This is a genomic window from Nonomuraea aurantiaca, assembly GCF_020215705.1.
Classification (GTDB): Bacteria; Actinomycetota; Actinomycetes; order Streptosporangiales; family Streptosporangiaceae; genus Nonomuraea; species Nonomuraea aurantiaca.
Map to the genome: position 1 here is coordinate 85087 of NZ_JAIWNB010000030.1, position 26560 is coordinate 111646.

Sequence of the window (26560 nt, forward strand, 5' to 3'; positions counted from 1 at the left end):
GGATCTGAGGCACCACCCTCGTCGCTGACCGTAGATCGTTCTTCGTGCGCTGTAACGAAAAGCGCGGCGGGCGTGGTGCTATCGCCCGAAGATGCGCATCTGGAGCATGACCGTGAGCCGGGCGTCGGCGTCGGACAGGTCGAGCCCGCTGATCTCGGTGAGCCGCTTGAGCCGGTACCTGAAGGTGTTGGCGTGTACGTGGACCCTGGCCGAGGCGGCGTTGACGTCGCCGAACGCGTCCAGGTAGGCCCGCAGCGTGGCGACCAGGTCGCTGCCGTGCTCGGCGTCGTGGTCGAGCAGCCGCTGGTAGGGGCCGGTCGGCGCCTGGTCCTCCGCCGCCGCCACGTCGGCGACCTGGAGCAGCAGCGACTCGAAGTGCACGGCGGTGTAGCCGGCGACCTGGCCCGTCGCGCCGCGGGCGAGCAGGACCCGCAGCGCCCGGTCGGCGTCCGCGCGGGACCTGGCGACGTGGGCGAGACTGACGGCCAGGCGGCCGACGCCGACGCTGGCCGAGTGCCGCGGCCCGACCCTGGCCAGGAAGCTCTCCGCGACGCGTACGGCCCGCGCCTCCTCCTCACCGCCCGCCTGCAGCGGCAGCACCGCGTAGGCCACCGAGCCGACGAGCGCGGCGGCCGCCTTGGGGTGGATGGCGCCGACGTGCAGCGCGAGCGCGTCGGCGAAGCGCTGCCGGTCGCTCTCGGCGCGCGCCGGGTCGTCGGCGGGGTGCGCGAGCTGCGCGGCGAGCACGCACAGCCGGGCGGTGGCGATGCCGAGCCGCGCGGCGGCCTCGGGCGCGTCGGCGCCGCCCGCGAGCACGGTGGACAGCAGGTCGCTGCGGAGCCGCCGCTGGGTGTCGGCGCCGGCCCGCTCGCGCAGCAGCTGCAGGGCGACGATCTTGGCCGCGTCGGCGAGCGCGCGCTGCCGCTGGGGCGTGAGCGGCTCGCGGACGGCGGCCCAGATGGAGCCGAGGATCTCGTCACCCGTCCGCACGGCGACTGCCGCCCGGTTGATACTGTCGCCGTCGAGTTCGAAGTAGACGGGCTCGTGGCTCTGGTAGAGCAGCTTGAAGAAGCCGTTCTCGTCGAGCATCCGCTGGTAGCGCTCGGGCACCTGGCGGCCGAGCACGGTGGCGATCCGGCCCTGGTCGGCCTCGTCCTGCCGTTCGGAGTAGGCCAGCACCCGGGCGGACCTGTCCTCGATCGTGATGGGCGCGTCGAGCAGCGCGCAGACCGCGTTGGCCAGCGAGAACAGGTCGCCCTGCGGCCCCTCCCCCGGCCCGGCCAGGTCGCCCTCCGCCAGCAGGGAGCGCAGCAGGGCGGCGACCTGGGCCCAGGAGGCGGCCCTGGTGAGGCCGAGTACGGCCACCCCGGTCTCCAGCACGGTCGCGCGCACCTGCTCGTCGGCGTCCACGGGCAGCTTGACCACCACGCCGGCCGCCGCCGGGGCCCGCGTGAGCAGCGCGCAGATCTCCGCCGTCCCCTGCACGCCGACCGCCAGCAGGATGCCGCCCGGCGGGACGATCAGCTCGTCGAGCGGATCGAAGATGTGCACCCCGGTCACCTCGGCGTCGAGGTCGCCCGGCGAGGCGGCCACGTCGATCACGGTGCTGCCGAGGTCGTTCAGGATCCGTCCTAGGCTGGCGCGCGGGCGGTCGTTCATCCACTCACCGTAGTCCGGGCCCAGGCCGGCGCGCGGACGGCCGTGGCCCGGCATGGTCAGCTGATCTTCGGAGTGGCGCGCGCGCCCAGGTGGATGTACGGCGAACCGTCCTCGAGCCGGTAGAACACCGCCGACATCCAGTCCGGATCCTCCTCCCGGCGGCAGACGAAGGTGACCTCGTCCACGGGGACGAGCCGCATCTCCATCGGCTCCTGGAGCGCGGCGAGAGCGCCGGTGGCCTCGCTGTAGATCCACAGGTCGCCGTCGCGGACGGTCAGCGTGGCGCGGTACCCGGCCCGCTCGTAGACGCCCGCGTAGCCGTCGACCTCGACCTGGACGGGCGTCTCGGGCGGCCCCAGCCTGCGCGGCACGGTCAGGCCGTCCAGCTCGGCGAACAGCTCGGTGGCCACGGCGTGCGTGAACGCGCCGCTGTGGCCGCCGTTGGCGGTGACGCACACGATCGTGCCGGTGTCCGGTACGGCCCAGAGCATGGCGTGCTGGCCGATGGTGTTGCCGCCGTGGGAGATGACCCGGTGCCCGTCCCATTCGTCGAGGATCCAGCCGATGCCCCACTGCCTGCCCAGCGCGTACGGGTTGGGGATGTCGACCTGCGGCTCCCACATGGCGCGCGGGTCGTCCAGGAGGCCGCCTTCGAGGTGGGCGCGGGCGAACGCGACGACGTCGGCGGGCCGGGCGCAGATGAGCCCGGCGGGCCCGGCCGAGCGCATGAGGCCCCACACGGGGGCGGTCGCGCCGTCGACGTGACCCATGGCGGCGCGGAAGCGCAGCACGTCCTCCGGCAGGGTCCAGGTGTGGGTGAGGCCGAGCGGTTCGACGATCTGCTCGCGCAGCACGTCGTCCCAGCGCTTGCCCTCGAGCTTCTCCAGGATCCGGCCGGCGACGGTGAAGCCGGAGTTGCAGTAGGACTGGGTGGCGCCGAGCGGGTGGATCTGGGCCAGGTCGGCGCAGGCCGCGACGTACTTCTCCACGCAGTCGTCGCCGCGCCCGGTCTCGAGGAAGAGGTCGCCGTCGATGCCGCTGGTGTGGGAGAGCAGGTGCCTGACCGTGACGGTCTTGGAGACCTCCGCGTCGGCCACCCTGAACTCGGGCAGCACCTCGGCCACCGGCGTGTCGAGCGTCAGCCGGCCGCGCTCGATCTGCCGCATGAGCAGGGTCGCGGTCCACACCTTGGTGACGGAGCCGATCTGGAACAGGGAGTCGGGGGTCGCCTCGACGCCGGTGTCCTTGTTGAGCGTCCCCGCCGCGAACTCGTGCACCTCGCCCCGGTGCAGGTAGGCCAGCGCGGCCCCCGGCACCTCGTGCTCGGCGATCAGCTCGGCGAGCCGGTGACCCATTGCTCCAGCCACGTGATGATCCTCTCGTTGAAGTCGTACCGGTGTGAGGGGCGCCCGTTGAGAATGAACAGGTGCGAGGCGTCCGGATAACGGACCAGCCGGACCGGCACCCCCTGCTCGCGCAGCGCGGCGAACCACTGCTCGGCCTGGCCGACGGGACAGCGGTCATCGCTGTCGCCGTGCAGGAGCAGGGTGGGCGTGGTGACGCGGGCCACCTGGGCGATCGGTGACTGGGCCTGGAGGTCGCCCCGGCATTCGTACGCCTTGATGAGGGACCCGAAGTCGGACGTGCCCGCCATGCTGGCGAGGTCGCTGACACACCCGCCGGGGATGGCCGCCTTGAACCGGTCCGTCCTGGTCGACAGCCAGCACGCCATGTAGCCACCGTAGCTGTAGCCGGCGACGGCCAGCCGATCAGGGTCGGCGACCCCCTCCGCCACCAGGTCGTCCACGGCCGCGAGGAAGTCCTGCTCGTCGGCCAGCCCCCAGGCGCCGACCGTGGCGGTGAAGAAGTCCTCGCCGTACCCGTCGCTGGCGCGCGGGTTGACCAGCAGGACGGTCCAGCCGCTGGCGACGAGCCGCTGGTGGTAGAGGTGGGCGCCGTCGAAGGCGGGCGACCACGCGTTGTGCGGGCCGCCGTGCATGTCGAGCAGCAGCGGGCCGGGGGTGGCGCGCGTCTCGTCGCGCAGCACGAAGCCCTCGATGGTGGTGCCGTCGGGGGCGGTGAAGGTACGGAGGCGCGGGGTGAACAGGTCGACGTCCGGGAGGGCGTGGTGGGTGAGGGGCTCGCCGTCGAGATAGACGTCACCGGCGCTGAGCGGAGAGGAGGCGACCCAGGCGGTCCGGCCGGCGGCTACGGACACGCCGGACACCGTGAAGTCGTTGCCGACGATCTTCTCGGCCTTTCCGGCGCTCCCGGCTGCCGGCCCGCTCGGCAGGCGGTACAGATGCGTGCGGCCTTGGTCGCGGGCGCAGAACAGCAGGTCGTCGCCCAGCAGCGCGGGGACGGCGCCGGGGTAGCCGGGGGCGCCGGTCATGACGTTGCGGTCGAGCCCGGTCTCCACCTCGTCGAGGGTGTCAGGGCCGAGCGTGTACAGGCGGGTGTGGCCGATGGCCTCGCGGAGCCCGGCCACCACCAGCCGGTCGCCCTGGCCCTGGCCGTCACGGTCGGGGGCGCCGTCGGGGGCGGCGAGCCACCAGGCGCCGGTGCAGATGACGTCCGGCCCGGTGAGCCGCTCCGGCTTGCCCGGTGCCGGGCCGGTGGCGTCCACCGCGTACACCGCGCTCTCCACCACCAGGTCACGGTCGGGCGCCATGCTCGCCGCGAACGCCAGCCGCCGCCCGTCCGGCGACCACGACGGCTCGCCGGCATGGAACCCGCCCTCGGTCACCTGGACGGTGTCCCCCGTCGCCACGTCCACCACGAACAGATGCGTGGTCAGGCCGCGCAACAGCCCGGCGCCGTCGGCCTTGTACTCCAGGGTGTCGGCCACGACCGGCGCGTGGGGGTCGAGGTCTCCGTACGACCCGCTGTAGGCGATCCGGCCGCCGTCCGGCGACCACACGGGCGCTCCGGCGCCGAGCGGCGCCGAGGTGAGCCGGCGCGGCTCGCCGCCCTCCATCGGCAGCAGGTGGATCTGCCCCTTCCCATCGACAGGACGCAGGAAGGCGAGCAGCCGGCCGTCGGGCGACCAGCGCGCCGCGCTCCCGGAGGCGAGACGGCGCGGCTCGGATCCGGGGGCGGCCAGCCAGACCTCGGCCTGGTTCTGGTCGGAGTCGCGGTCGGCCGTGGTGAGCGTGTAGGCGACGGCGCCGCCATCGGGGCGCAGCCTCGGGTCCGATGGGACCGCGATGCGGTAGAGGTCGTCGAGGACGAGGCGTGGCATGACCGTACGGTAGGCCCGGCCGGGCCACGGCATCTTCGGCACATCCGACGAAGGCCACCGCCGCCGTTGTGCGAAACACCAACGACCGCGTAACGCGAACCACCAGTCCAGGGACTCTCGCCCAGGGCTACCGCTCGCAGACGGTGAACGTCACTCCCTTGGTGGCCTTCGAGGGGGTCAGCAAGTGGAAGACGATCGTGTGCCGGCCCGGCTCGAAGGCGCCGAAGGGGTTGCGCCGGTTCTTGGTCGTACCGGTCACCCAGTCCGTCTTCCATCCCTCGTCCTGGCCGTCCACGACCCAGCGGTAGCCGTACTCGATCTGCTTGCCCGACGGGCCCGTCAGCAAGGCGACGGGGAAGAGGCTGGGCGAGTAGCAGTTCGGTCCGGTCTGCTGCCCGTCCAGGGTCAGCGACGCCAGGCGTACGGTCCCCCCAGCTGCAGCCGTGGTCGTGGTTTTCCGCGGGGAGGCCGTGGGCTTGGGCGTCGGCTGCTTCGAGACGGAGCTGGTCGGGTTCGAGCCGCCGGTCCGGGTGGGGCGCGGCTTCTTGGCCGGCGTGCTGGGCGTCTTGTCGGTGCCCTGTTTCTTGGCCGGCGGGCTGGATGTCGTGGTGGCCTGCTGTTTCGTGGCCGACGGGAGGGGCGCGGCCGTCGGCGTCGTCGTGTCGGGCAGCAACATGATCGCCCCGGCCACCAAGGCGCCGGACACCGCCAGTGCCCCGGCGCCCGCCAGCAGCACCTTCCAGCGGGGGCTGCTCACGACAGGCCCCGCCGTACCGGCTCGACGGCCCGTCAGGTCGCCTGCCGTACCGGCGGGCGGGGCGGGGGCACCGATGAGCCGGAGCAGGACGTCCTGCATGGCGGGCCGGGCGGCGGGGTCCTTGGCCAGGCAGGACAGCACGATCGGGCGCAGCGGAGCCGGCAGGTCGCCCAGATACGGCTCGTCGTGGAGTATGCGGCGGATCACCGCGGGCAGCGAGTCGTCGCCGAACGGCGGGCTTCCTGTCGCGGCGAACACGATCACCGACGCCCACGCGAAGACGTCCACGGCGGGACCGAGCGGGGCGCCCGCGAGCTGCTCGGGCGCCATGTAGGCAGGCGTGCCGACGATGCTGCTCGTCACCGTCAGCGAATGGCCGGCCGCGCGGGCGATGCCGAAGTCGATGACCCGCGGCCCGTCCCGCCCGAGCAGCACGTTGGCGGGTTTGAAATCGCGATGCACCACCCCGGCCCGGTGGATCGCCGCCAGCGCGGTCGCGGTCGCCACCGCGAGCCGCTGCAGGTCGGCGCCGACGTGGCGGCCCGCCTCGTGGAGGGTGGGCCCCTCGACGTACTCGGTCACGATGTACGGCCGGCCGCCCAGCGAGGCATCGAGCACCTGAGCGATGCAGAACGGCTCCACCCGGCGCGCCGCGTCGATCTCCTTGGCGAAGCGATGATCACCGGCCAGGCCGTCCGCCAGCAGCTTGACCGCGACCGGCCGCCCGTCGGGACCCTGGCCGAGGTAGACCACCCCCTGGCCGCCCGCGCCCAGACGTCCGAACAGCCGGTAGGGCCCCACGGCCGGGGGATCTTCTGGCAGGAGCGGGTTCATCAATCGTCGCTCGGGCAGATGGTGAACGAGAAAGCCTTCGACACCGCTTGGGGCGAGGTGAGGCGGAAGGTGACCCGGTGAGAGCCTTCCGACTGCACGAGCGGGCCGGTGACCTGCTGGGTGTGGCTTTCGGCGATGACGCTCTCTGAGCGCGAGACCACCCGCCCGTCCAGGACCCATTCGTAGCGGAAGTCGGTGGCCAGTTTGGTCCCCTCGACCAGGCCGGAGATGTTGCCATGGTTGAACACGCAGTCCGGGGAGTCGGCGTGTCTGGGACCGATGACGCGCACCCACACGATCCGGAAGGAACCGCTGCCCGATGAGGATCTCGACGACGAGGTCGTGGGTTTGGGAGCGGTCTGTGAGGGTTTCGCGGTCTGTGTTGATTTCACGGGCTGTGTGGGTTTCACGGTCGGTGTGGGTTTCACGGTCCGCGTCGGCTTAGGGGTCTGTTTCACGGTCGGCTTCGTCGTGGTCGCCGGGCTCTTGGTCTTCGGGTGCTGAGGTGTTTTCGTCTTCGTCGAGGTGGGCGTCCCGGTGGTGGCGAACGCCAGTGACTGCGTACTCGGCCGCGGTTCCCGGAGATCCCAGAGGCTCGTGGCCCCCCAGACGACGGCGCCCGCGACAGCCAGCGCCCCCGCACCGGAGACGCCCGCGACGAGCACCGTCCTGGTCCCGCGCCGCCGTCCGGGAACCGTGGCCGGACCGCGGCCGTCGGGCCCGTCCGGACGCGCGGCGGCGGGTCCGCCCAGGAGCTGCAGCAACACGTCCCGCATGGCCGGCCGACGCGCCGGATCCTTGGCCAGGCACCCCAGCACGATCGTGCGTAACGGTTGCGGAAGGTCGCCGACCTGCGGCTCGTTGTGCAGGATCCGATTGATCACCGCGGGCAGTGAGTCCTCACCGAACGGAGGCACCCCGGTGGCGGCGAACACGATCACCGACGCCCACGCGAACACGTCGACGGCCGGCCCGATCCCCTCGCCGGCCAGCTGCTCGGGCGCCATGTACGCGGGCGTCCCCACGATGCTGCTGGTAGCCGTCAGCCCCGATTCGACGGACCGGGCGATCCCGAAGTCGATCACCCGGGGGCCGCCCTGTCCGAGCAGCACGTTGGCGGGCTTGAAGTCGCGGTGAACGATGCCCGCCTGATGAATGGCCGCCAGCGCGGTCGCGGTCGCCACCGCGAGCCGCTGCAGGTCGGCGCCGACGTGGCGGCCCGCCTGCTGGAGCGAGGGCCCCTCGACGTACTCGGTCACGATGTACGGCCGCTCGCCCAGCGAGGCATCGAGCACCTGAGCGATGCAGAACGGCTCCACCCGGCGCGCCGCGTCGATCTCCTTGGCGAAGCGCTCATTGGCAAGCCCCTCGCGCAGCACTTTGACCGCGACCGGCCTGCCGTCGGGCCCCTGGCCCAGGTAGACCACCCCTTGGCCGCCCGCGCCCAGCCGCCCGAACAGCCGGTAGGGTCCCACGGCCGTGGGGTCGCCCTCCCGGAGGGGCTCGACGTGCGACATGGGGCTCCTGTGACATGCGTAAGGGATCTTCGGCACCATAGCGGGAAATGTCAGATCTAGTGAGCCAGTCGGGTAAACCGGAGCTTCTACAGGCGGACGACAAGGAGGGCGATGTCGTCACGGGCGCCGCTGCTGACGCCCATGCCGGCCAGGAGGGCGTCGGCGAGGTGCCCGGGGTCGAGCCGGCCCGATCGAGCGAGTACGTCGGTCAGCAGGGCCAGGCCGACGTCGATGTCCCGGTCGCGGCGTTCGATGAGACCGTCGGTGTACAGGACGAGGGTGTCGCCGGGCGCGTAGGACAGTGCGGCCTGGGGACGGGCGACATGTTCGGGGCGGGCACCCAGCGGAGGGTCGGTGGCCTGGTCCAGCAGCGTGCAGGAGTTGCCCCGGTGGAGCAGGACGGGTGGCGGGTGGCCGGCGCTGCTGTAGGTGATGCGGTGCCTGCTGGTGTCGATCACCGCCTTGACCGCCGTGGTGGCCAGCGCCCCTTCGAGCGAACGGGCGTACAAGCCGAGCACTTCCAGTGCGGCGGCCGGCTCCTTCAAGGCGCGGATCGCGGCGCTCAGCGCGCTGCGCAGCATCCCCATGGAGGTGGCGGCTTCCAGGCCGTGCCCCACGACGTCGCCGACCGCGACGGCGAAGCAGCCGTCCGGCAGGTCGACGACGTCGTACCAGTCGCCGCAGACGTTCAGCGTCTCCACCGCGGGCAGATAACGCACCTCGATGTCGGGGTGCAGGTCCAGGTCCGGGCAGCGCAGCATGGCCTCCTGCAAGGCGAGCGCGACCTGGTGTTCACGGGTGTGGGCCAGGCGGAGTTCCTCGTTCAGCCGCTGGAGCTCCTGCGCCCTGCCGTACAGTTCGGCCTCCATCTCCTCGCTCCTCGGTGAGCGGCGGGCGGTGGCGCGCCGCTGGCCGAAGGAGCGGACGAACTCCGTCACGTCCTCGACCCGGTGGATGATCCACGCCAGCGTCCCGTCCGGCGCCAGGACGGGGGTGTTGATCGGGGACCACCAGCGCTCCTCGAACGCTCCAGGACAGCCGGCGAGCGGGATGTCGTACTTCTGCAGCGCCATCGTGTCCGGTTCCCGGTAGGCCAGCACGCGGTGCAGCGAGGCGCTCAGGTTCTTCACGCCGCTGGCGTGGGGATCCTCCGGGTTGTCGGGAAAGGCGGCGAAGATGTGCTGGCCGATCAGCTCCTCGGCGGTGCGGCCGGTCGCCCGCAGGTAGGCCTCGTTCACATCGACGATCATCAGGTCCGGGTCGAGCAGCAGGCATGGGGACGGCGTCACGGCGAACAGCGCCGCATAGTCGACCATCGGTGTGGTCGGCCTTCGCGTGCCCGGCGGGCGAGAGCTGGTGAGCCTGCTCACCTCACCCACTCTATGAGGTGTTTTGCCTGGTCACCATAGGTAAGGCGGCCTTACGGCCTCCTGCCCTCCCGTGCCCGCGGGTCCTGCCGGGAATATCGCGTTGCGCCGCGGTGCTGAGGGCCTCACTATGGTCCTCATGTTCAGGCACGATCACCTCGCGACGCCCGCCAGCGCGGGCGCGTTCGAGCGTGCCTGCGACGGCCTGGAGCGCTGACCTCTTCCCGTAAGTCTTTTTCCCGGATGTCCATATGTGACCCGGCGGGGGGAGGTAGTCGGCCCGTGCGGGTCACAGCACATCCAGGACTCAAAAGGAAGAGATCATGGCCAAGCAGGCCTATATCCGCAACAAGCCGCATCTCAACATCGGCACCATGGGCCACGTCGACCACGGCAAGACCACGCTGACCGCCGCGATCACCAAGGTGCTCGCGCAGCGGGGCCAGGCGACGTACACGCCGTTCGAGCGGATCGACCGCACGCCCGAGGAGGCCGTGCGCGGCATTACGATCAACATCTCGCACGTCGAGTACGAGACCGACACCAGGCACTACGCCCACGTGGACATGCCGGGCCACGCCGACTACGTGAAGAACATGATCACGGGGGCGGCGCAGCTCGACGGCGCGATCCTCGTCGTGTCCGCGCAGGACGGCATCATGCCGCAGACCAGGGAGCACGTGCTGCTCGCCCGGCGGGTCGGCGTCGAGCACCTGGTCGTCGCGGTCAACAAGGCCGACGGCGCCGACCCGGAGCTGACCGACCTGGTCGAACTGGAGCTGCACGACCTGCTCGCCGAGCACGGCTACCGGGACGTCCCGATGGTCCGGGTCTCCGGGCTGCGGGCGCTGGAAGGCGACCCCGAGTGGACGGCGTCCATCGGCGCGCTGCTCCAGGCGGTCGACGACCACATCCCGGTGCCGGTCCGGTACGTGGACGCGCCGTTCCTGATGCCGGTGGAGAACGTGCTCACGGTCACCGGCCGGGGCACGGTCGTCACGGGCGCCATCGAGCGTGGCGCGGTCCGGGTGGGTGACTCGGTGGGCGTCGTCGGGTTCGACGACGGGTCCGGGTCCGGTCCCGGCTTCACCGCGGTGGTGACCGGGGTGGAGACGTTCGGGAAGACGATGGAGCGGGGTGAGGCGGGTGACAACGCCGCCGTGCTGCTGCGCGGTGTCCGCCGCGACCAGGTGCGGCGGGGCATGGTGCTGGCCGCGCCCGGCAGCCAGCGGGCCCGCCGGTCGTTCACCGCCCGGATCTACCTCCTCACGCCGGAGGAGGGCGGGCGGCGCCGGCCGATCGCGTCCGGCTACCGGCCGCAGTTCTACCTGCGCACCACCGACGTACCCGGGCAGCTCCTCCTGGACGCCCTCGCCCAGCCGGGTGACACGGTCGAGGTAGAGGTCGAGCTGGGCAAGGCCGTCGCTCTGGAGCCGGGCCTCGGCTTCGCGATCCGCGAGGGCGGCCTGACGGTCGGCGCGGGCACCGTACTGGACGTGCCCGCTTGAGGCGCGCGGCCGGGTCCCGTCAGGGGCGGGTCCCGGTCGCGAAGCGGACCGTGCGGGGCAGGACGAATCTTCCGTAGGCCAGGGCGTCTTCCAGTGCCGCCCTGGCCTCCGGGTGCAGGGCGTCGGGGATCGTCTCCAGGGAGGCGCGGCGGGCGGCCGACCACAGCCAGTCCCATACCTGTCCGGCCTCGACGACGACCTCGAACACCACGTCCTCGCAGCGGACCCCCTCCAGGCCGCCCGCCACGAGCAGCTCGGTCAGCTCCTCGGCCGTGTTGAGGGTGCGGTGGAAGGGGGCGGTGCCCGCGTCGGCGGTGTACGGGGCCAGTGCCCGCGCCACGAGGCCGAGCAGCTCGGTCTCGGCCGGGCTCGCCTGGGCCAGCAGGCTGGCGGCCAGCCGCCCGCCGGGCCGGAGGAGGCCGGTCATGGAGCGTACGGCGGCCAGCGGGTCGGGCAGGAAGTACAGCATCATCCCGGCCAGTACGACGTCGAACCGCTCTCCGGGCAGCAGCTCCTCGGCCCGTTCCGCGTCGCCCTGGAGGACCGTCGCGTGCGTCAGGCCGCGCCGCTCGATCTCGGCCGTGGTGGCGGCGACCATCCCTGGCGCGAGGTCCAGCCCGACCACCCGGCCCGTCGGCCCCACCGCCCCTGCCGCCGGGACGAGCGAGGCACCGGTCCCGCATCCGACGTCCAGCACCCGGTCGCCCGGCTCCGGCGCGGCCTGCCGGACCAGTTCGGCGGCCACCGGGCCGAAGAACGGCACGCCGACCTGTTCGTAGGTGCCGGACGCACGGTCGAACACACCGGCCATGTACTGCTTGGCATCCATGACGACTCCTTAGCGACAGAGGAGGGGGGAGAGGAGTTGCGGTGAGAAAGGGGTTCGCGGCGGGCGCCGGCCATCGGGCCCGAGGCCGTAAGGCCCCGGGCCGTCAGAATCTCCGGCCGTCAGGCGCCGGGCGCTCCCGTCGGGGTGAAGCAGAGACGGAAGGTGGCCGGACGCGCGTGGAGCTCGTACTGCGGCAGTGTGGGCGACCCACATGCCGCGGTGCCCACGCCGTGCTGGGCGAGGTCCAGGTTGACGTGCACCCGGTCACCCGGCTTCAGGTCGGGCCGGTGGCGGGCCGCCTCCAGCTCCGCGGTGGTCCAGCGGCGGGCGGTGAGGCCGAAGACCGGCTCGCCCGTCACCCTGATGCCCCCGGACGGGCCAGCCAGCTCGGCCCAGCGGACATCCGCCCGGTGGCCGTTCTCCTGCGGGTAGACGTACGGCGTCTGCAGGTCCTCGACGGTGGCGGACCAGCGGCCGACCCTGGCGGCCATGCCGGTGTCGGGGTACGCCTCGCCGGGGCCCCGGCCGAACCAGGTGACGTCGCCGAACGCCGCGGGCAGCGCCATCACGACGCCGAGCCTCGGCAGGGGCAAGGTCCACTCCCCGTCCGGCTCGACGTCCACGGTCAGCTCCAGCCCGCCGTCCGTGGCGGTCCACCGGTAGACCACGTGCAGGCCCAGGTCGGTGGCCGCCGGTGCGACTCTCGCGCGGACGGTCAGCCCGTCGACGGTCTCCACGGCGTCCACTCGGTGGGTGAGCCGGTGCAGGCCGAGCTCTCGCCACCGGCCGGCCAGCCCGCCGTAGGTGTCGTTGTCGATCGGCGCCCGCCAGAGCTCCAGCCGCGGCCCCTCGACCTCGACCCCGAGCAGGCGGGTGAGCCGCCCGGTGGCGGGATCGAACTCCAGGTCTGCCCCAGAACCGACGCCCCGGCCACCGGACGCCGGACGAGCCCCGTCCTGGACGCCGGATGACAGGCCGTCCTGGACGCCGGATGACAGGCCGGCTCCGGATGACAGGCGGGTCTGGCCCCACGCCACCTCGTGACCGGCAGCGGCCCACGGCTGGTCGGCGGCGAGCACCGCCCGTACCGTCAGCCAGCGCTCCCCCTCCCCGCCGGGCAGGTCGGGCAGCTTGACCTCGCCACCCGTCGCGGGCACGTCGAGCGGGATCTCGGCGACCGGCACCCCCTCCTCCTCGACCACCGCGACGAACTCCAGGTGCGACAGGTCGCGATACCCGTGGTGGTTGGTTACCCGCACGACCTGGGCCTGGTCGTCGAAGGCGAACCGGACCGGCTCGAACACCTTCTTCAGGTCCAGCAGCCCCGGCGAGGGCGTCCGGTCGGGGAAGACCAGCCCGTCGATCACGAAATTCCCGTCGTGCACCGGCTCGCCGTAGTCGCCGCCGTAGGCGTACTCGAACGACGGGTGCGCCAGCCCGTGATCGATCCACTCCCAGATGAACCCGCCGGCCAGCCGCGGGTAGCGCTCGAACAGCTCCTGGTACTCGGCCAGGCCGCCGGGCCCGTTGCCCATCGCGTGGGCGTACTCGCACTGCACGAACGGCATCGCCCGCCGGCGCGCGTCGAGCTCGGGGTCGGGCAGCGGGTCCTCCACCCCCTGCCCGATGGCCTCCACCTCGGCGTGCGAGGCGTACATCCGCGAGTACACGTCGGTGTCGGCGCACGAGCGGTCGCCCTCGTAGTGGATCGGCCGCGACGGGTCGCGCTGCCGGGTCCAGCCGGCCATGACGGCCAGGTTGCGGCCGACTCCGGCCTCGTTGCCGAGGGACCACATGAACACGCTCGGGTGGTTCTTGTCCCGTTCGACCGTGCGGCGCATCCGGTCCAGCAACGCCTCTTCCCAGCGCGGGTCGTCCGTGGGGTTGCCGCGCCAGCCGACCTCGCCGAAGCCGTGCGTCTCCAGGTCGCACTCGTCGATCACCCAGAGGCCGAGCTCGTCACAGAGGTCGAGGAAGTCGGGATGCGGCGGGTAGTGGCTGGTCCGGACGGCGTTGACGTTGTGGCGCTTCATCAGCAGGACGTCGGCGCGCATGGTCTCGTACGAGACGGCGCGGCCGTGCTCCGGGTGGAACTCGTGCCGGTTCACGCCCTTGAGCAGCAGCGGACGGCCGTTGGCCAGGAGCACTCCGTCCTCGATGGAGATCGTGCGGAACCCGACGCGCACCCGTACGGACTCATCAGGCAGCGTGACCACGGCCTCGTACAGGCGGGGCGTCTCGGCGGTCCACGGCTCGGCGTCGACGCTGATCTCGGTGCCGGGCGCCAGGTCGGCGACGCCGAGCTCGGCGATGGCCAGCCGTCCGGGGCCGTCGAAGCTCAGCGTGCCACGGCCGTCGGCATAGGCGGCGTGGACGAAGACGTCGGCGGCCGAGCGGGTCAGTGACACGTCCCGGAAGATGCCGGGCAGCCACCACATGTCCTGGTCTTCCAGGTAGCTGGCGGCCGACCACTGGTGGACGCGGACGGCGAGCACGTTGCGGCCCGGCACCAGCCACGGTCCGGCGTCGAACTCGACGGGCAGGCGGCTGCCGGTCGAGTGGCCCAGCTCGTGGCCGTTCAGCCAGACCCGGGCGAAGGACTCGACGCCCTCGAACCGCAGCCGCCCGCCGGTCCAGCCCTCGGGCAGGTCGAACACGCGGCGGTGGTCGCCGGTCGGGTTCTCGTTCGGCACGTGCGGCGGGTCGACGGGGAAGGGGTAGAGGACGTTGGTGTACGCGGGCGAGCCGTGCCCGTGCAGCTGCCAGTGCGAGGGCACCGGCAGGGAATCCCAGGCGGAGTCGTCGTAGCCGGGATCGGCGAAGTCGTCCGCCAGTCCGGCGGACGGCGAGAGGCGGAAGCGCCAGTCGCCGTTCAGGTCGAGGGAAGGGGCGTCAGAACGTAGTGCGGCCCTGGGTTCGAGGCGGCCCGAACCGGGTGCGAAGTTTTCGAGATCCATCGCCGCCGAGCCTAAAGGTTCTGGGCGGTTTCGTCATTGATGAGTATTGGTGAGTTTCTTGTCCGTCCCGGTGCGATCGGCCGGTGGCGTCATCTCGCGCGCGCCGGCCGGCCCCCCGCCGTGAGGTATCCGGCCAGCAGCGCCTCCGCCGTGGCCGCCACGTCGTCGTCTCCCGGCAGGAACTCTGGGCTGTGCAGCCCGGCGGCCGTGTCGACGCCGACGAACATCATCAGCGACGGCATCACCGACGCGTAGGCCGCGAAGTCGTCCGCGCCGCACGAGCGCAGCTCCTCGGTGACCGTCCATCCCTGGTGCCGCAGCAGTTCCCCGGTCTGTACGGCCAGCGCCGGGTCGTTGGCCAGCACCGGCTCGCCCGGCAGGACACGCACCTCGCCGTGGCAGCCGTGCGCCCTGGCCACGTCCTCGGCCAGCTGCGTGAACCGGTCGTGCAGGCCGCGGCGCCACGACTCGGACATGGTCCGCAGCGTCCCCCTGGCCACCGCCTCGCCGGGGATGGCGTTCGGTGCCGTGCCCGCGTTGACCATGCCGAACGTGACCACGGTGGGCACCATGGGGTCGGCGACGCGGCTGACCATCTGCTGGGCGGCCACGATGATCTGGGACATGGCCACGACGGGGTCGCGGGCCAGGTGGGGGTAGGCGGCGTGGCCCTCGGCGCCCCTGACGGTCAGCTCGAACTCGTCGGCCGAGGCGTTGACCGCCCCCGGCGTGCAGGACACCACGCCGGCGGCGAGCACGGGCTGGACGTGCGCCCCGATCATGGCGCGTACCTGGTGCCGGTCGAGCACGCCGGACTCGACCACGTCGAAGGCGCCGGAGGGGTAGCTCTCCTCGCGCGGCTGCAGCACCACGACCAGCGGCGCGATCTCGTCCCAGCTCCAGGCGGACAGCCCCGTCGATCCCGGGTCCCCGGCCTCCTCCACCCCGGCGTCCACGACGGCGCGGACCCTGGCCACCGCGCGGGCCAGCGCGACGACGGCGGCCAGGTGCACGTCGTGACCGCAGGCGTGCATGGCGCCGCTGGTGGCGGCCCACGGGACGCTGGTGCGCTCGGCGATGGGCAGCGCGTCGAGCTCGCCGCGTACGGCGACCGCGGGGCCGGGAGAGCCGATCCTGATCACGGCGCCGGTGCCCGCCACGTACTCCACGAGGCCGCCGGACAGCGCGTCGAGCACCCGTTTGAGCGTCGGCCCCTCCTCCCCCGACACGCACGGCTGCGCGTGCAGCTCCCGCCTGAGCTTCATGGCGGCGGGTAGTTCGGCCAGCAGTGCCTCGCGCAGCAGTTCCCCCGGACTCACTCACCTACTCCTCTCGTCACTCCATTCTCGTCAACCTCCTTTCCCCGGTGCCCATTTCGCCGCCGTCCTCACCCGTCCGGGCCCAGGTCGTACACGCGGCGGGCGTTCTCGGCCCCCACCATGGCCGCCACGCGCGCCGCCTGGGCGGCCGACCACTCGCCGTCGGCCACGAGGTCGCCGAGCACTCGCGCCATCGCCCGCCGCCACAGCTCGGCCCCGAGATGGTGCAGCTCGGCGGGCCCCCACGCGTCCGACGAGAAGAGGATCTTGGCGAACGGCGCCAGCTCCAGGCTCTCCGCGACCACCTCGGCGCCGCGCGCGCCCGTGTAGGTGACGCCGAGGCCGACGTCGAAGTAGACGTTCGGATAGGCCTGGGCGAGGAACCCGGCATGGCGCTGGTACGGGTAGCAGTGCAGCAACAGCAGCGGCACCCCCGTCGGCTCGGCCAGCTCGATCAGCCCGCGCAGCAGCAGCGGGTCCGACCGGCGCAGATCGAGGTCGGGATCGCCGAACCCGGTGTGGAACTGCAGGGGCAGCCCGCGGTCGAGACCGGCCCAGATGACGTGGCGCAGCAGCACCGGGTCCCGGAGCCGGCCGCCCTCCGCCTGCCACCGGCCCGCCGCCTCGGCGACCTCGGCCGGGCCGGGCCGCGCGGGGTCGAAGTCGAGGCCGTGGCGGTAGGCGGCGATGGTCTTCAGGCCGCGGGCCGCACGGGTGCGCTCGTGGAGCGCCGCGCCGAACCGGTCGGCGAACCCGGCCGCGTCACCCTCGGCGACCTGTTCGGCCACCGACTCCAGGCGGACGATCTCGTCGGCGGGCCGGCCGCTGACCTCGGCCATGCCCGCCGGGCTGAGGATCTCCTCGCCCCGGTAGCCGGTCTCGACGAGGAAGCGCCCCACACCGGAGGCCGCCAGCAGCCGCATGTTGACCTCGGCCGCGCCCAGCCTGGCCCGCCTGGCCAGGTACTCCTCGGGCGTGGGGTGCGGGTCGAGGCCGAGCACGGGCGCGCAGTGGCGCAGGATCGCGTGGCCGACCTGGGAGTCGAACTGGGTCATCCAGTGCGGCACCGGCCGGTCCGACTCGGTGATCAGCTCCTCGAACGCGGTGCGCGTCAGGTCGTGCGCGGTGGCTCCGTGGACGTGGTGGTCGACCAGCTCGAGCCGTTCGATGGTCTCGACGAGGTCCGTCATGAACCCCATTGTGTCCGGCGGCGGGGGCCGGGTGTGGTGACCCCCACCGCCGTGTGTCGGCGCCTGTTATGTCAGGCGGCCGCGTTGGCCGTCAGCGCGATCGTCGCCTGGCGGGTGACGCCGCTGACCGTCACCGCGACGGTCACCTGGCCCTTCCGCAGCGCCGTGAGCGTCCCCGTCGCGGGGTCGAGCACGGCGACGTCCCAGGGCTTGGCGCTCTGCCGCGACCCGATGCGCAGGTTCGGCGAGCCCGACCACACCACGGACACCGGGTAGGCGGCGGGCACCACCCGGGGGCCCTGCTTGACCGTCGCCGACACGGCCGCCGTCTTGCCGACCCCTACGGCCGCGGGGGCCGCGAGCGCGAGGTCGTCCACGTGCGGCCGGACCTGGGCGCCGAGCCAGCTGGGCGCGTCGGCGAACCAGTTGCGCTTGACGTGCTCCGCCTCCTGCGCGGTGACCGGGTCCACGCCCCACAGCGACCAACCGGTGAAGCCGCCGTCGTCGGGCGCGGTGGCCGGGTTCTTGCCGGAGTTGCCGTTGATGAAGTACGGCACCGCGTCGACGTGCGAGGCGTTGAACGTGCCGACGTGGGCCCCGATGTAGGCGGCGCCCTTGCCGGTGGTCCGCTGGAAGTCCGCCAGCCAGCCCTCGACCAGCGCGGCCTCCTTGCGGTCGCCGAGCTGGCTGCCCTTGCCGGGGGTGGGGTCGCGCGGCGGCACGTGGAACAGCACCGCCACCGAGCCGACGGACGCGTCCCGAGCCGCCGCGTCGAGCTGGGCCCGCAGCAGGGCGACCTGGTCGAAGCCGCCGCCCCGCAGGTTCAGCCGCGAGGTGTCCAGCGTGACGAACCGGGTGCCCTTGTGGTCGAAGGTCTGGTACGTGTCGCCGAAGACGGCCTTGAAGTTGTCGATCTTGCCGCCCATCACCTCGTGGTTGCCCGGGATGTAGTGGTACGGCAGCGTCCCGCCGAGCTCCTCGTCGAGGATCTTCTTGGCCAGCGCGAAGTCCTCGGGCGACGCCTCGTCCACCAGGTCACCGTTGATCAGCAGGAAGTCGGGCTTGGCGGCCTTGATCTCCTGGAGCGTACGGCGGGCGTTCTTGACGATGTCGCTGTCCGGGTCGCGGGCCACGAACTGGGCGTCCGACATGACGGCGAACCGCCACGGCATCTTGGCCACCTCGGGCTTGACGACCGGGTCGGCGACCTTCTGGGCGGGCGGCGCCGTCACCGACGGCGGCACCTTGGCCACGAGGCCGTCGATGAGGATCTCGTTGGTGTACTTCGCGTCGGCCTTGGTCTCGGCCACGTAGAAACGCCGCAGCTTGAGCGGGTAGCTGACGCCGGGCGGCACGGCGAACTCGACGTACTTCCAGCCGGTCCAGGTCATGTACGGGCCGCGCAGGATCTGCGACTGCCCCTGGCCGTCGTAGAACTCCAGGCTGGGCCACTCGCCCTTGCCGGTTGAGTTGATCCACAGGCCGAACGCCTGCGGCTGCCCCGCCACCTCGATCTGCTGCGGCGGGCTGGCGTAGGCGGCGCGGGTCGCGGTGGACTGGGTGAAGTCGTACGACAGCTTGAGGCCGCCCCCGCTCTGGCCGGGCGCGGCGGACAGCGAGCCGGTGGCGCGGGCGGCGGCGAAGCTCCACTGGGCCGCGTTCTCGAAGTCGGCGACCGGCTTGTCCTCGAAGCCCACGGTGACGGGCACGGCGGTGCTGATCTTGCCCACCTTGGCGGTGATCAGGCCGGACGTGGTCGCCTTCTTGGACTTGACGGTGAAGTAGCCCTGGTCGGCGGGCGTCACCTCGAAGGAGTCGTGGTCGTAGTCGAGGGTGAGGTCGGCCGGTTCGATGGGCGCGGTGTTGCCGTTGTGGTCGTAGCCGACGACGCCGAAGGTGGCCGTGGCGTCCGTGCCGGCCAGGCCGACCCGGTCCACGGTGGCGCCGAGCCGCTGCAGCGGCTGGAGCACGGTGAGCTGGAGCGTGCCCTTGGCGGCGCCGCGGGAGGCGGTGACCGTCGTCTGGCCGGGGACCAGGGCGTGGAACCTGCCGTCGCGGACGACGCCGTGCACCATCGGCTCGGCGCGCCAGGACGGGGTGCCGGCGGCCGGGCCGTACGTCTCGTCGTATCCGGCCGCGGTCAGCCGCCGCGTGAGGCCGGGGAAGACCCGGTCGGGGCGGCCGCCGGCGATGGGAGACGCGCCGGGCGCCTTGTCGGGGTCGCCGGCCGTCTCCAGCCAGAAGCCCTTGAGCCTGCCGCTGCCCTCGGGGGCGAACAGGGCCAGGCCGTTCGGCACGTGGCGCTCGCCGCCGTCGGACGGGCTGTTCTCGACCTGGACGTCGGCGGAGCCCGGCTCGCGGGCGAGCATCGTGGAGGAGCCGCCGCCGTCGAGGTTGAGCGCGTTCGCGGCGCCGAGCTCGACCATCATGGCGGCCAGCTCGTTGAGCGTGACGCCGCGGCTGTCGGCCTGGCGGCCGTCGACGGTCAGCAGGTACATCTTCCTGCCGTCGGCGGAGAAGCCGACCGCGGTGCGCGGGTGCGCGGCCGGGTCGGTGGAGCTCTGCACAGCGCCGTCCTTGACCAGGACGTAGTTGCCGCCGACCGCCGCCTTGACGGCGTCGCCGTCCGACGACTTCGGCTGGTACTTCACATCGATCTTGTCGCCCTGCTTGAGCCCGGCCAGCGTGGCGGCCGCGGCGTCCCGGCCGAGCAGGATCGTGGTGCCCGCGGGGATCGGGCCGGTGCCCGGCGCCTGGCGTACCGCCGAGACCACGCCGTCGACCAGCTCGACCTCGGTCACGGCGGTGGCGCCCTCGACGGCGCGGGCCCGGTTGTAGGAGCCCCACAGCGGCGTGAACAGGCCGACCCCGCCCGCCTGGACGATCTGGTTGAACTGGGTCAGGGTGATCGGCGCGCCGCCCGCGGGGGTGGCGGTGCCCTCGAAGTACATCCGCAGCACCCGCCCGAGGCCGTCGCCGGTGATCGCGACGGCCTTGTCATGGCCGGCGGCGGGCGACTGGATGAGCGTGCCGTTCTGGACGCCGATGCCCAGGGCGGCGCCGGAGCTGTTGATGTCGAAGAAGTCGCCGTTGACGGCCGCGACGGCGTGGGCGCGCTTGGCGGGCCCGGACAGCGGCTCGGTCTTGGACACCTCGCCGGAGTAGACGTAGTCGGCCTTCGCGGCGCCCAGGTCGGCGGTGACGGCGTCGGCCCGCAGCCAGCCGAGCTCGTCGTAGCGGTCGAACGAGGTCAGCGAGATGCCGGGGGCCACCGGCCGGGTCTTCTTGGCCGTCTCCAGCTGCTTGCCGGTGACGGCCTGGGTCAGCAGCGTGGAGGGGGGCGGATAGGACGACGCCTTCAGCGCGTCCTCGACGGGGGGTTGGGGATCGGCCTGCGCGGGGGCGGCGATCCCTAAGACGAGCGCGGCCGCGACGGCCGCGTAGCGGAGGGTCTGCACGACCGAACTCAATCGTTCGCGGTTATAACTTTCAAGACTTGACGATGAACTAAAGAATAATTTCAGCGGCTTCCGGCGACCGAACTGATCCACGAAGGTGGCATCCCTCTTACCTGAGGTGTGCGTCCGCGACCATCGGGCAGGCTGCTGGGGAGGCAAAATCCCCCATCACTGGCGTTGTTGCTGTTATCAGCGCAGACTGGAAAGACGGCGATCCCGTAGAGCAGCATCCCGTGGAGCAGTGGAGCACCCCGTGGACAATCAGCTTGATCACATGCCGGTTCTGTCACGCGGCAGGCATCGCAACCCGAAGCGCGGCGCCTGTTTCATGGAGCTGGCGTCCTACCTAGCCGGAGAGCGGTGGAGCGACCACCCGGCCTGCACGCACCCGCTGCTGGCCGCACTCGCCCGCTTGGTCAACGACAACACCAGTGACGCGAACCGGGCCCGCCTCGTGGGCCTCGTTCCCTCGATCATCGACCTGAACGCCGACGACCTGCGGGTGGACGCCCGGATCGCCCTGCGGTGCGCGACGACCGCGCTGCCGGTCTCGGCGGCCGAGCGTCAGCTGGCGCTCGCGGTGTCGGTGCTGGCGGCCGAGGAGATGCTGGCCAGGCTCGACGGCATCCCGCCCGGCCAGCCGGGCGCGGGCCGGTTCGCCTCGGTCCCGCTGAGCGAGGCGAGCCAGCGCGCGATGGCGCTGGTCCCGCACGCGGCGGAGCAGGCCAGGCGCTTCAGCCGCGCGGCCCGGATCACGGAGAAGGGCTTCCGCCGGTACGCGGCGCCGAACGCGGTGCAGCTCTCGGTGGTGGGCATCGTCCAGGCCTGCATCCCGGACCCGGACACCCTGCTGCGCGACCTGCTGACGGGCGCCATCGCGGACTGCACGGCCCTGATCCGCGGCACCGACACCCAGGCGGTCCCGGAACCGATCACCCCGGCCCGCATCTGACCCGACCCGCCCTCTGTCCGACCTGGGCCCCTGTCCGGACCTAGAGCCTCTGTCCGGCCCGGGGCTCTGTGCGGCCTGGGGCTCTTGCCCGGGCCTAGAGTCTCTGTCCGCCCGGGGCCTGGGGAGGCGCCGCGCCTCCGTCCATCGGATCAGGTGTCGAGCAGGTGCGCCGGGTCGAAGGACGCGGCGAACGGATCAGAGATCGCCACCTTCTCCCCCGCCCCGGCCCGAGCAGTCACCTCGTAGCCGCCCGCTCCCAGTTCCAGCACCTCGACCCACGGACCGCCCGCCCCTTCGAGCTCGACCCGCAGGAAGACCGGTATGCCGGCTTCCGCGTACTTGAGCGGCTTGATCTCGTAGTCGCGCCGACGATTGCCCGGTCCGGGACTCACGATCTCCGCCACGGCGGCGACCTCCGAAGCGGGAAAAATCACCATCCGGGACATGACCAGGTCTCGGGGCAGCACCACGATGTCGGGAATAAGGCCGTCTCCCCCGACGGCCACGTTGACCGCCTCGACCACCACGAGCTCGGATCCGGCCGCCTTCGCCGCCGACGCAAGGACCGTCCGCAGACCACCCGCGCACAATGCGTGCAGGCCCATGGCCGCAGGGCTCACGACGAAGCTCCCGTCGATCAACTCGATGCGCTCCCCGGAGTCGGGCAGCTTGAGCCAGTCATCGACGGTGTAACCGGCGGCATGGGCCAGCGGGAAGAGTCTCGTACGCCTGGGCGGGCGATGCGCGGCTAGCCAGCCTTCGTCGGGCAGAGCGCTCATGTCATCGCCGCCTTCCATAGGACCGAGTCTCGCACGCCAACCCGGCCCCAGCCATAACGCAGCCGTACGATCACACCGAGTGACGGAATGACATTACCTTCCCCTGGCTTTCCACAACAGGAGTTCGAGAGATTCACCGCCGCTCCCTTCTGAGGGCCCGCACACACGTTCGCAACCCGCTGCTCCGTCGCAGGCCAGGGAAGCCTCCCCTTCGTTGCGGATCATCGTGACATCTGCCTAAATTTCGTATTAAGGCGTTATTGAAGCGGAGGATGTTCATGACCATCGAGCTCGACCGGCCGTACTCTCCCGAGAGGCACCACAGCCACCGCGACGTGACCGGTGGCTGGCTGCGGCCGGCGGTGTTCGGGGCGATGGATGGGCTGGTGTCCAATTTCGCATTGATCGCCGGAGTCGTCGGAGCGGCCGGTGCGGGGCGCGGGGCGGTGCTCGCCGGGTTCGCGGGGTTGATCGCGGGTGCGTGCTCGATGGCGGCGGGCGAGTACACGTCCGTGAAGTCGCAGACGGAGCTGATGCGCGCCGAGATCGCCGTGGAGCGCCGTGAGCTGGCCCGCGACCCCGAAGGGGAGCTGGCCGAGCTGACCGCGATCTACCGTGCCCGTGGCCTGGACGCCGACCTGGCGGCGCGGGTGGCGGCCGGGCTGTCGGCGGACCCGGAGCAGGCGTTGCGGGTGCATGTGCGTGAGGAGCTGGGCGTCGATCCCGACGATCTGCCGTCGCCGTACGTCGCGGCCGGGTCGTCGTTCTGCGCGTTCGCGGCCGGGGCGGTGGTGCCGCTGGCGCCGTTCCTGTTCGGGGCGTCGGGGCTGGCGATGGCGCTGGTGCTGAGCCTGGTGGCGCTGTTCGTGTTCGGTGCGGCGGTGGCGCGGATGACGGCCCGCCCGTGGTGGCTGGGCGGCCTGCGCCAGCTCGCGCTGGGCGCCGGGGCCGCCGCCGTGACGTTCGGCCTGGGCCACCTGCTGGGCGTCACCGTCTCATAGAGCGGCCGGGTAGAAGATCCCGGCGAGCTACGGGCGGCCGGCGGCGGCCAGGTTGACGCCGAGGGCGATGAGCGCCGCGCCGGTCAGCCCGTCGACCGCCTTCCGTACCGCCGGCCTGGCGAAGACCTTGCGCAGCGCCCCCACGATGTTGGCCACCAGCAGGAACCACAGCACGGTCCCCGCCAGCGCGATGACCGACAGCGTGAGCGTGTCGCCCAGGGACGCGCCCTCCCTGACGAACTGCGGCACGAGCGCCACGAAGAACAGCGCCGCCTTGGGGTTGAGCGCGTTCGTCAGCAGTCCCTCGACGAAGGCCGCCCACGCACTCCGCTTCTCCGGGTCCGGCGCCGCCGGCTCCGGCCCGCCGCCCTTGCGCAGGGCGGCGCGCCATGCCTTGACGCCGAGGTACAGCAGGTAGGCGGCCCCGACGACCTTGACCACGGTGAACGCCATCGCCGAGGCCGCCAGCAGCGCGGCGACGCCGGTCGCCGCGGCCACCACCCAGGCGAACACGCCGATCGAGATGCCCAGGGCCGCCGCCATGCCGTAGAGGCGACCGGAGATCGCCGAGCGCCGCACCACGACGGCGAAGTCGGGCCCGGGGGACATGGCCCCGAGCATCACCACACCGCCGAAAGCCAGCACATGCGTCACAGAGGTCATGACGCTCACGCTACTAAAAACAGGTAAAAATCACCGCTTGCGGCTCTTTTTGAGGATCGATCGGATGGTCAGCAGCAGGACGACGGCCACGATCTGGCCGCCGATGACGATGCGGTTGACGTCGACCGCCGGCTGCCAGCGGACGTCGCCGTCCTTGACCACGAACACCCCGGCGGGAGTGGCGCTGAGGCCGAATCCGCCGCCGCTGCCTTCGCCGCCGGGCGCGGCGTCCGGATCCACGGAGACCTCCTGCCTGCCCATGCCCCCGCCGCCGCCCTGGACGACCCGGGCGACGGGGATGACCGTGACGCCGTCCTGCTGGATCGGGTCGCCGAAGACCCGCTTGACGGTGGCGGAGTCCTTCGCGCGTTCAACTAATTCCATGATGTCCATCCCCACATGCTGGCCCTAGACCCGGCGCAGCACCACCATCTCGCTGCGGTAGTCGGCGCCGGAGTGGAACCACGTGGACAGGGTGAGGCCGTGGTGCATCAGCGTGGCCCCGTACCAGGAGCCGCCGGGCCCCTCGTAGACGGCCGACGGGTCGAGCCCGGCCAGCCGGAGCCGCCGGGGCGGCTGCTTGTCCAGCGCGAAGGGGTTGTAGGCGAGCACGACCACCTGGTCGCCGAGCGTGTACTGGACGGCGGAGGCGCTCTCGCCGGGCCGGCCGGCCAGCCGGTGCAGTGCGCCGTGCTGGATCACCGGGCGGACGGCCTTGTAGTCGGCGATGAGCTGCCTGGCCTCGTCGAGCTCCGCCGCGCTCCAGCCGGTGAGGTCGCCGCCGACGCCGAGCGTGCCCGCCATGGCCACGTGGAAGCGGTAGCGCAGCGGCACCTCGCGGTGGGTGATCGGGTTGGGGCTGTCGGTCACCCAGCACGACATGGCCCCGGCCGGATAGAGGTAGGAGAAGCCTCGCTGGATCACCTGCCGGTCGCGGGCGTCGGTGTTGTCGGAGGTCCACACCTGGTCCGTACGGCGGAGCATGCCGAAGTCGGCCCGGCCGCCACCGCCCGAGCACGACTCGATGCGGAGCCCCGGATGGCGCCCGCGCAGCTCGTCCATGACCGCGTAGACGCCCCTGGTGTGCTCGATCCAGAGCAGGTCGCCGCCCTCGGCCCAGCCTGCCTGGCTGAAGCTGCGGTTCATGTCCCATTTGAGGTAGTCCAGGCCGTACTCGCGGACGAGCCGGTCCAGCCAGCCGAGCGCCCACTCGCGCACGTCGTCGCGGGCGTAGTTGAGCACCAGCTGGTTGCGCATGGTGTCGCGGCGGCGTTCCGGGTAGTGCAGCACCCAGTCGGGGTTCTTCCGGTACAGGTCGCTGTCGGGGTTGACCATCTCGGGCTCGACCCAGAGCCCGGCGAGCAGGCCGAGATCGCGTACACCCTGGAAGAGGGGGCGCAGGCCGTGCGGGAAGCGTTCGGGGTTGGGCCACCAGTCGCCGAGCCCGCGCGTGTCGTCGGTGCGGGCGCCGAACCAGCCGTCGTCCACCACGAACAGCTCCACGCCGAGGTCGGCGGCCCGGCGGGCCAGCTCCAGCTGGCCGGCCTCGGTGACGTCGAACCCGGTGGCCTCCCACGAGTTGTACAGGACGGGCCGTTCCTCGCCGGGCCTGGGCAGCACGTGCTTGCGGGCGTAGTCGTGCCAGGCTCGGCTGGCCGCGCCGTAGCCGCCGGAGGTGTGCAGGCCGAGCGCGGAGGGGGTGCGCAGCGACTCGCCGGGGCCGAGTGGCCAGGTCAGGCCCTCGTGGCCGAATCCGGCGCTCACCGCGACGTCGCCCTCGGGGCGGCGCTGCGTGGTGAGCCGCCACGAGCCGCTCCAGGCGAGCGCGACGGTCCAGACGTCGCCGGTGTCCTCGGTGGCGTCGCCGAGCATGATCCACGGGTTGGCCTTGTGCGAGGTGGTGCCGGTCCTGCTGCCGAACGTGGTCTCCCCCGCCGGCAGCTCGCCGCTCTGGAGCTGAGTCTCACGGCCCCAGCCGCCGGCGGCGCCGGTGTAGCGGAAGCCCGCCTGTTCGGGGATCACCCAGCTGCCCGAGTCCAGCCGCCGCAGCCGCAGGGGCGCGGCCGACTCGTTGGTGACGTTCACCCAGCGCTCGATGACGTCGCAGTCGTCGAAGACCCGCACGTGCAGGCCCACCCGCAGGCCGTAGGCGTGGTCGCGCAGGACCACCTCCACCTCGTTCTCCCCGAGGACGGCGTCCTCGAAGCCGAGCTCGACGGAGCGGACCTCACCCTCGTAGACGGCCTGCAGCGAGGGGACGCCCCAGCGGCGGCCGCCGTCGACAGGCAGCATTTCCGTCGCGTCGTCTGGGTCGAGGAAGCCGGTGACGATCCAGCCGGGGGCGTGCTCGGCGACCTGGCCGAGGGCCCCGGCGGGTAACCGGGGCCCCCAGTACCACTGCACGACGCGAGTGTCGTCGCCGGTTTCGACCCCGAAGACATAGGAGGTGTCGCGGGTGATTGCCGCCCATGTGTGCGCGTGGGCGGGAACAGGGAGGAGGGGCATGCCTGCGATCGTCGGACCTATCGG

General features: G+C 72.2%; 18 protein-coding genes. 3 read left to right on the forward strand and 15 right to left on the reverse strand.

Annotated elements, in window-relative coordinates:
• Positions 1-78 precede the first annotated feature (78 nt).
• The 6 genes from LDL49_RS45560 to LDL49_RS45585 form a co-directional block, all read right to left on the reverse strand.
• Positions 79-1659, reverse strand: a complete 1581-nt coding sequence (locus LDL49_RS45560) for a PucR family transcriptional regulator (protein ID WP_225301175.1) — start codon at positions 1657-1659, stop codon at positions 79-81.
• Positions 1660-1715: 56 nt separating this feature from the next.
• On the reverse strand, positions 1716-3026 hold the full coding sequence (locus LDL49_RS45565) for a serine hydrolase (protein ID WP_225301176.1): 1311 nt from the start codon (positions 3024-3026) through the stop codon (positions 1716-1718).
• Complete coding sequence (locus tag LDL49_RS45570; RefSeq protein WP_225301177.1) at positions 2990-4900, reverse strand: S9 family peptidase; 1911 nt, start codon at positions 4898-4900, stop codon at positions 2990-2992. The genes LDL49_RS45565 and LDL49_RS45570 overlap by 37 nt, the downstream gene beginning before the upstream one ends.
• Before the next feature lie 127 nt (positions 4901-5027).
• A complete protein-coding gene (locus tag LDL49_RS45575) occupies positions 5028-6491 on the reverse strand; it encodes a serine/threonine-protein kinase (protein ID WP_225301178.1) in 1464 nt (487 codons plus the stop codon).
• Positions 6491-8008 carry a serine/threonine-protein kinase gene (locus LDL49_RS45580; protein ID WP_225301179.1) on the reverse strand — a complete coding sequence of 506 codons (1518 nt, stop codon included), beginning with the start codon at positions 8006-8008 and terminating at the stop codon, positions 6491-6493. Before LDL49_RS45580 ends, LDL49_RS45575 begins: the two co-directional genes overlap by 1 nt.
• 86 nt (positions 8009-8094) lie before the next feature.
• Positions 8095-9378 (reverse strand): PP2C family protein-serine/threonine phosphatase, encoded by a 1284-nt coding sequence (locus LDL49_RS45585; protein ID WP_225301180.1) that lies wholly within the window; start codon positions 9376-9378, stop codon positions 8095-8097.
• 320 nt (positions 9379-9698) lie between these two features.
• Between LDL49_RS45585 and tuf the strand changes: the two genes are divergently transcribed.
• Positions 9699-10883 carry an elongation factor Tu gene (tuf, locus tag LDL49_RS45590; protein WP_225301181.1) on the forward strand — a complete coding sequence of 395 codons (1185 nt, stop codon included), beginning with the start codon at positions 9699-9701 and terminating at the stop codon, positions 10881-10883.
• Between the two features lie 19 nt (positions 10884-10902).
• Here the strand turns inward: tuf and LDL49_RS45595 are convergent, their stop codons facing one another.
• The 5 genes from LDL49_RS45595 to LDL49_RS45615 form a co-directional block, all read right to left on the reverse strand.
• Entirely contained in the window at positions 10903-11712 is an 810-nt protein-coding gene (locus tag LDL49_RS45595; protein WP_225301182.1) for a class I SAM-dependent methyltransferase, read from the reverse strand.
• Between the two features lie 119 nt (positions 11713-11831).
• Positions 11832-14669, reverse strand: a complete 2838-nt coding sequence (locus LDL49_RS45600) for a glycoside hydrolase family 2 TIM barrel-domain containing protein (protein WP_225301183.1) — start codon at positions 14667-14669, stop codon at positions 11832-11834.
• An 89-nt stretch (positions 14670-14758) separates the two neighbouring features.
• Entirely contained in the window at positions 14759-15988 is a 1230-nt protein-coding gene (locus LDL49_RS45605; RefSeq protein ID WP_225301184.1) for a M20 metallopeptidase family protein, read from the reverse strand.
• Between the two features lie 68 nt (positions 15989-16056).
• The gene (locus LDL49_RS45610; RefSeq protein ID WP_225301185.1) at positions 16057-17178 is read right to left on the reverse strand and encodes an amidohydrolase family protein; all 1122 of its coding nucleotides are present in this window, start codon (positions 17176-17178) and stop codon (positions 16057-16059) included.
• Between the two features lie 71 nt (positions 17179-17249).
• Entirely contained in the window at positions 17250-20636 is a 3387-nt protein-coding gene (locus LDL49_RS45615) for a phosphodiester glycosidase family protein (RefSeq protein ID WP_308016273.1), read from the reverse strand.
• Positions 20637-20910: 274 nt separating this feature from the next.
• On the opposite strand from LDL49_RS45615, the gene LDL49_RS45625 reads away from it, so the two are divergent.
• Positions 20911-21588: a hypothetical protein gene (locus tag LDL49_RS45625; RefSeq protein WP_225301186.1), complete on the forward strand. Its 678-nt coding sequence runs from the start codon at positions 20911-20913 to the stop codon at positions 21586-21588.
• Between the two features lie 149 nt (positions 21589-21737).
• Here the strand turns inward: LDL49_RS45625 and LDL49_RS45630 are convergent, their stop codons facing one another.
• A complete protein-coding gene (locus tag LDL49_RS45630) occupies positions 21738-22367 on the reverse strand; it encodes a Uma2 family endonuclease (RefSeq protein WP_225301187.1) in 630 nt (209 codons plus the stop codon).
• Positions 22368-22645: 278 nt separating this feature from the next.
• Between LDL49_RS45630 and LDL49_RS45635 the strand changes: the two genes are divergently transcribed.
• Positions 22646-23368: a VIT1/CCC1 transporter family protein gene (locus LDL49_RS45635; protein ID WP_225301188.1), complete on the forward strand. Its 723-nt coding sequence runs from the start codon at positions 22646-22648 to the stop codon at positions 23366-23368.
• 27 nt (positions 23369-23395) lie between these two features.
• Here the strand turns inward: LDL49_RS45635 and LDL49_RS45640 are convergent, their stop codons facing one another.
• Genes LDL49_RS45640 through LDL49_RS45650 form a run of 3 tightly spaced genes read right to left on the reverse strand, consistent with a single transcriptional unit; the run spans position 23396 to position 26536 of the window.
• Positions 23396-24031, reverse strand: a complete 636-nt coding sequence (locus tag LDL49_RS45640) for a LysE family translocator (RefSeq protein WP_225301189.1) — start codon at positions 24029-24031, stop codon at positions 23396-23398.
• A 30-nt stretch (positions 24032-24061) separates the two neighbouring features.
• On the reverse strand, positions 24062-24415 hold the full coding sequence (locus tag LDL49_RS45645) for a spore germination protein GerW family protein (protein WP_225301190.1): 354 nt from the start codon (positions 24413-24415) through the stop codon (positions 24062-24064).
• A gap of 24 nt (positions 24416-24439) precedes the next feature.
• Positions 24440-26536 carry an alpha-galactosidase gene (locus tag LDL49_RS45650; RefSeq protein WP_225301191.1) on the reverse strand — a complete coding sequence of 699 codons (2097 nt, stop codon included), beginning with the start codon at positions 26534-26536 and terminating at the stop codon, positions 24440-24442.
• Between the last annotated feature and the right edge of the window lie 24 nt (positions 26537-26560).

What these genes read in the sequence shown, in the direction of transcription:
- tuf (WP_225301181.1), top strand. Translation starts at nt 9,699, where the DNA reads ATGGCCAAGCAGGCCTATATCCGCAACAAGCCGCATCTCAACATCGGC.
- LDL49_RS45570 (WP_225301177.1), bottom strand. Translation starts at nt 4,900, where the DNA reads ATGCCACGCCTCGTCCTCGACGACCTCTACCGCATCGCGGTCCCATCG.
- LDL49_RS45625 (WP_225301186.1), top strand. Translation starts at nt 20,911, where the DNA reads ATGCCGGTTCTGTCACGCGGCAGGCATCGCAACCCGAAGCGCGGCGCC.
- LDL49_RS45575 (WP_225301178.1), bottom strand. Translation starts at nt 6,491, where the DNA reads ATGAACCCGCTCCTGCCAGAAGATCCCCCGGCCGTGGGGCCCTACCGG.
- LDL49_RS45595 (WP_225301182.1), bottom strand. Translation starts at nt 11,712, where the DNA reads ATGGATGCCAAGCAGTACATGGCCGGTGTGTTCGACCGTGCGTCCGGC.
- LDL49_RS45580 (WP_225301179.1), bottom strand. Translation starts at nt 8,008, where the DNA reads ATGTCGCACGTCGAGCCCCTCCGGGAGGGCGACCCCACGGCCGTGGGA.
- LDL49_RS45650 (WP_225301191.1), bottom strand. Translation starts at nt 26,536, where the DNA reads ATGCCCCTCCTCCCTGTTCCCGCCCACGCGCACACATGGGCGGCAATC.
- LDL49_RS45560 (WP_225301175.1), bottom strand. Translation starts at nt 1,659, where the DNA reads ATGAACGACCGCCCGCGCGCCAGCCTAGGACGGATCCTGAACGACCTC.
- LDL49_RS45645 (WP_225301190.1), bottom strand. Translation starts at nt 24,415, where the DNA reads ATGGAATTAGTTGAACGCGCGAAGGACTCCGCCACCGTCAAGCGGGTC.
- LDL49_RS45600 (WP_225301183.1), bottom strand. Translation starts at nt 14,669, where the DNA reads ATGGATCTCGAAAACTTCGCACCCGGTTCGGGCCGCCTCGAACCCAGG.
- LDL49_RS45640 (WP_225301189.1), bottom strand. Translation starts at nt 24,031, where the DNA reads ATGACCTCTGTGACGCATGTGCTGGCTTTCGGCGGTGTGGTGATGCTC.
- LDL49_RS45630 (WP_225301187.1), bottom strand. Translation starts at nt 22,367, where the DNA reads ATGAGCGCTCTGCCCGACGAAGGCTGGCTAGCCGCGCATCGCCCGCCC.
- LDL49_RS45610 (WP_225301185.1), bottom strand. Translation starts at nt 17,178, where the DNA reads ATGACGGACCTCGTCGAGACCATCGAACGGCTCGAGCTGGTCGACCAC.
- LDL49_RS45635 (WP_225301188.1), top strand. Translation starts at nt 22,646, where the DNA reads ATGACCATCGAGCTCGACCGGCCGTACTCTCCCGAGAGGCACCACAGC.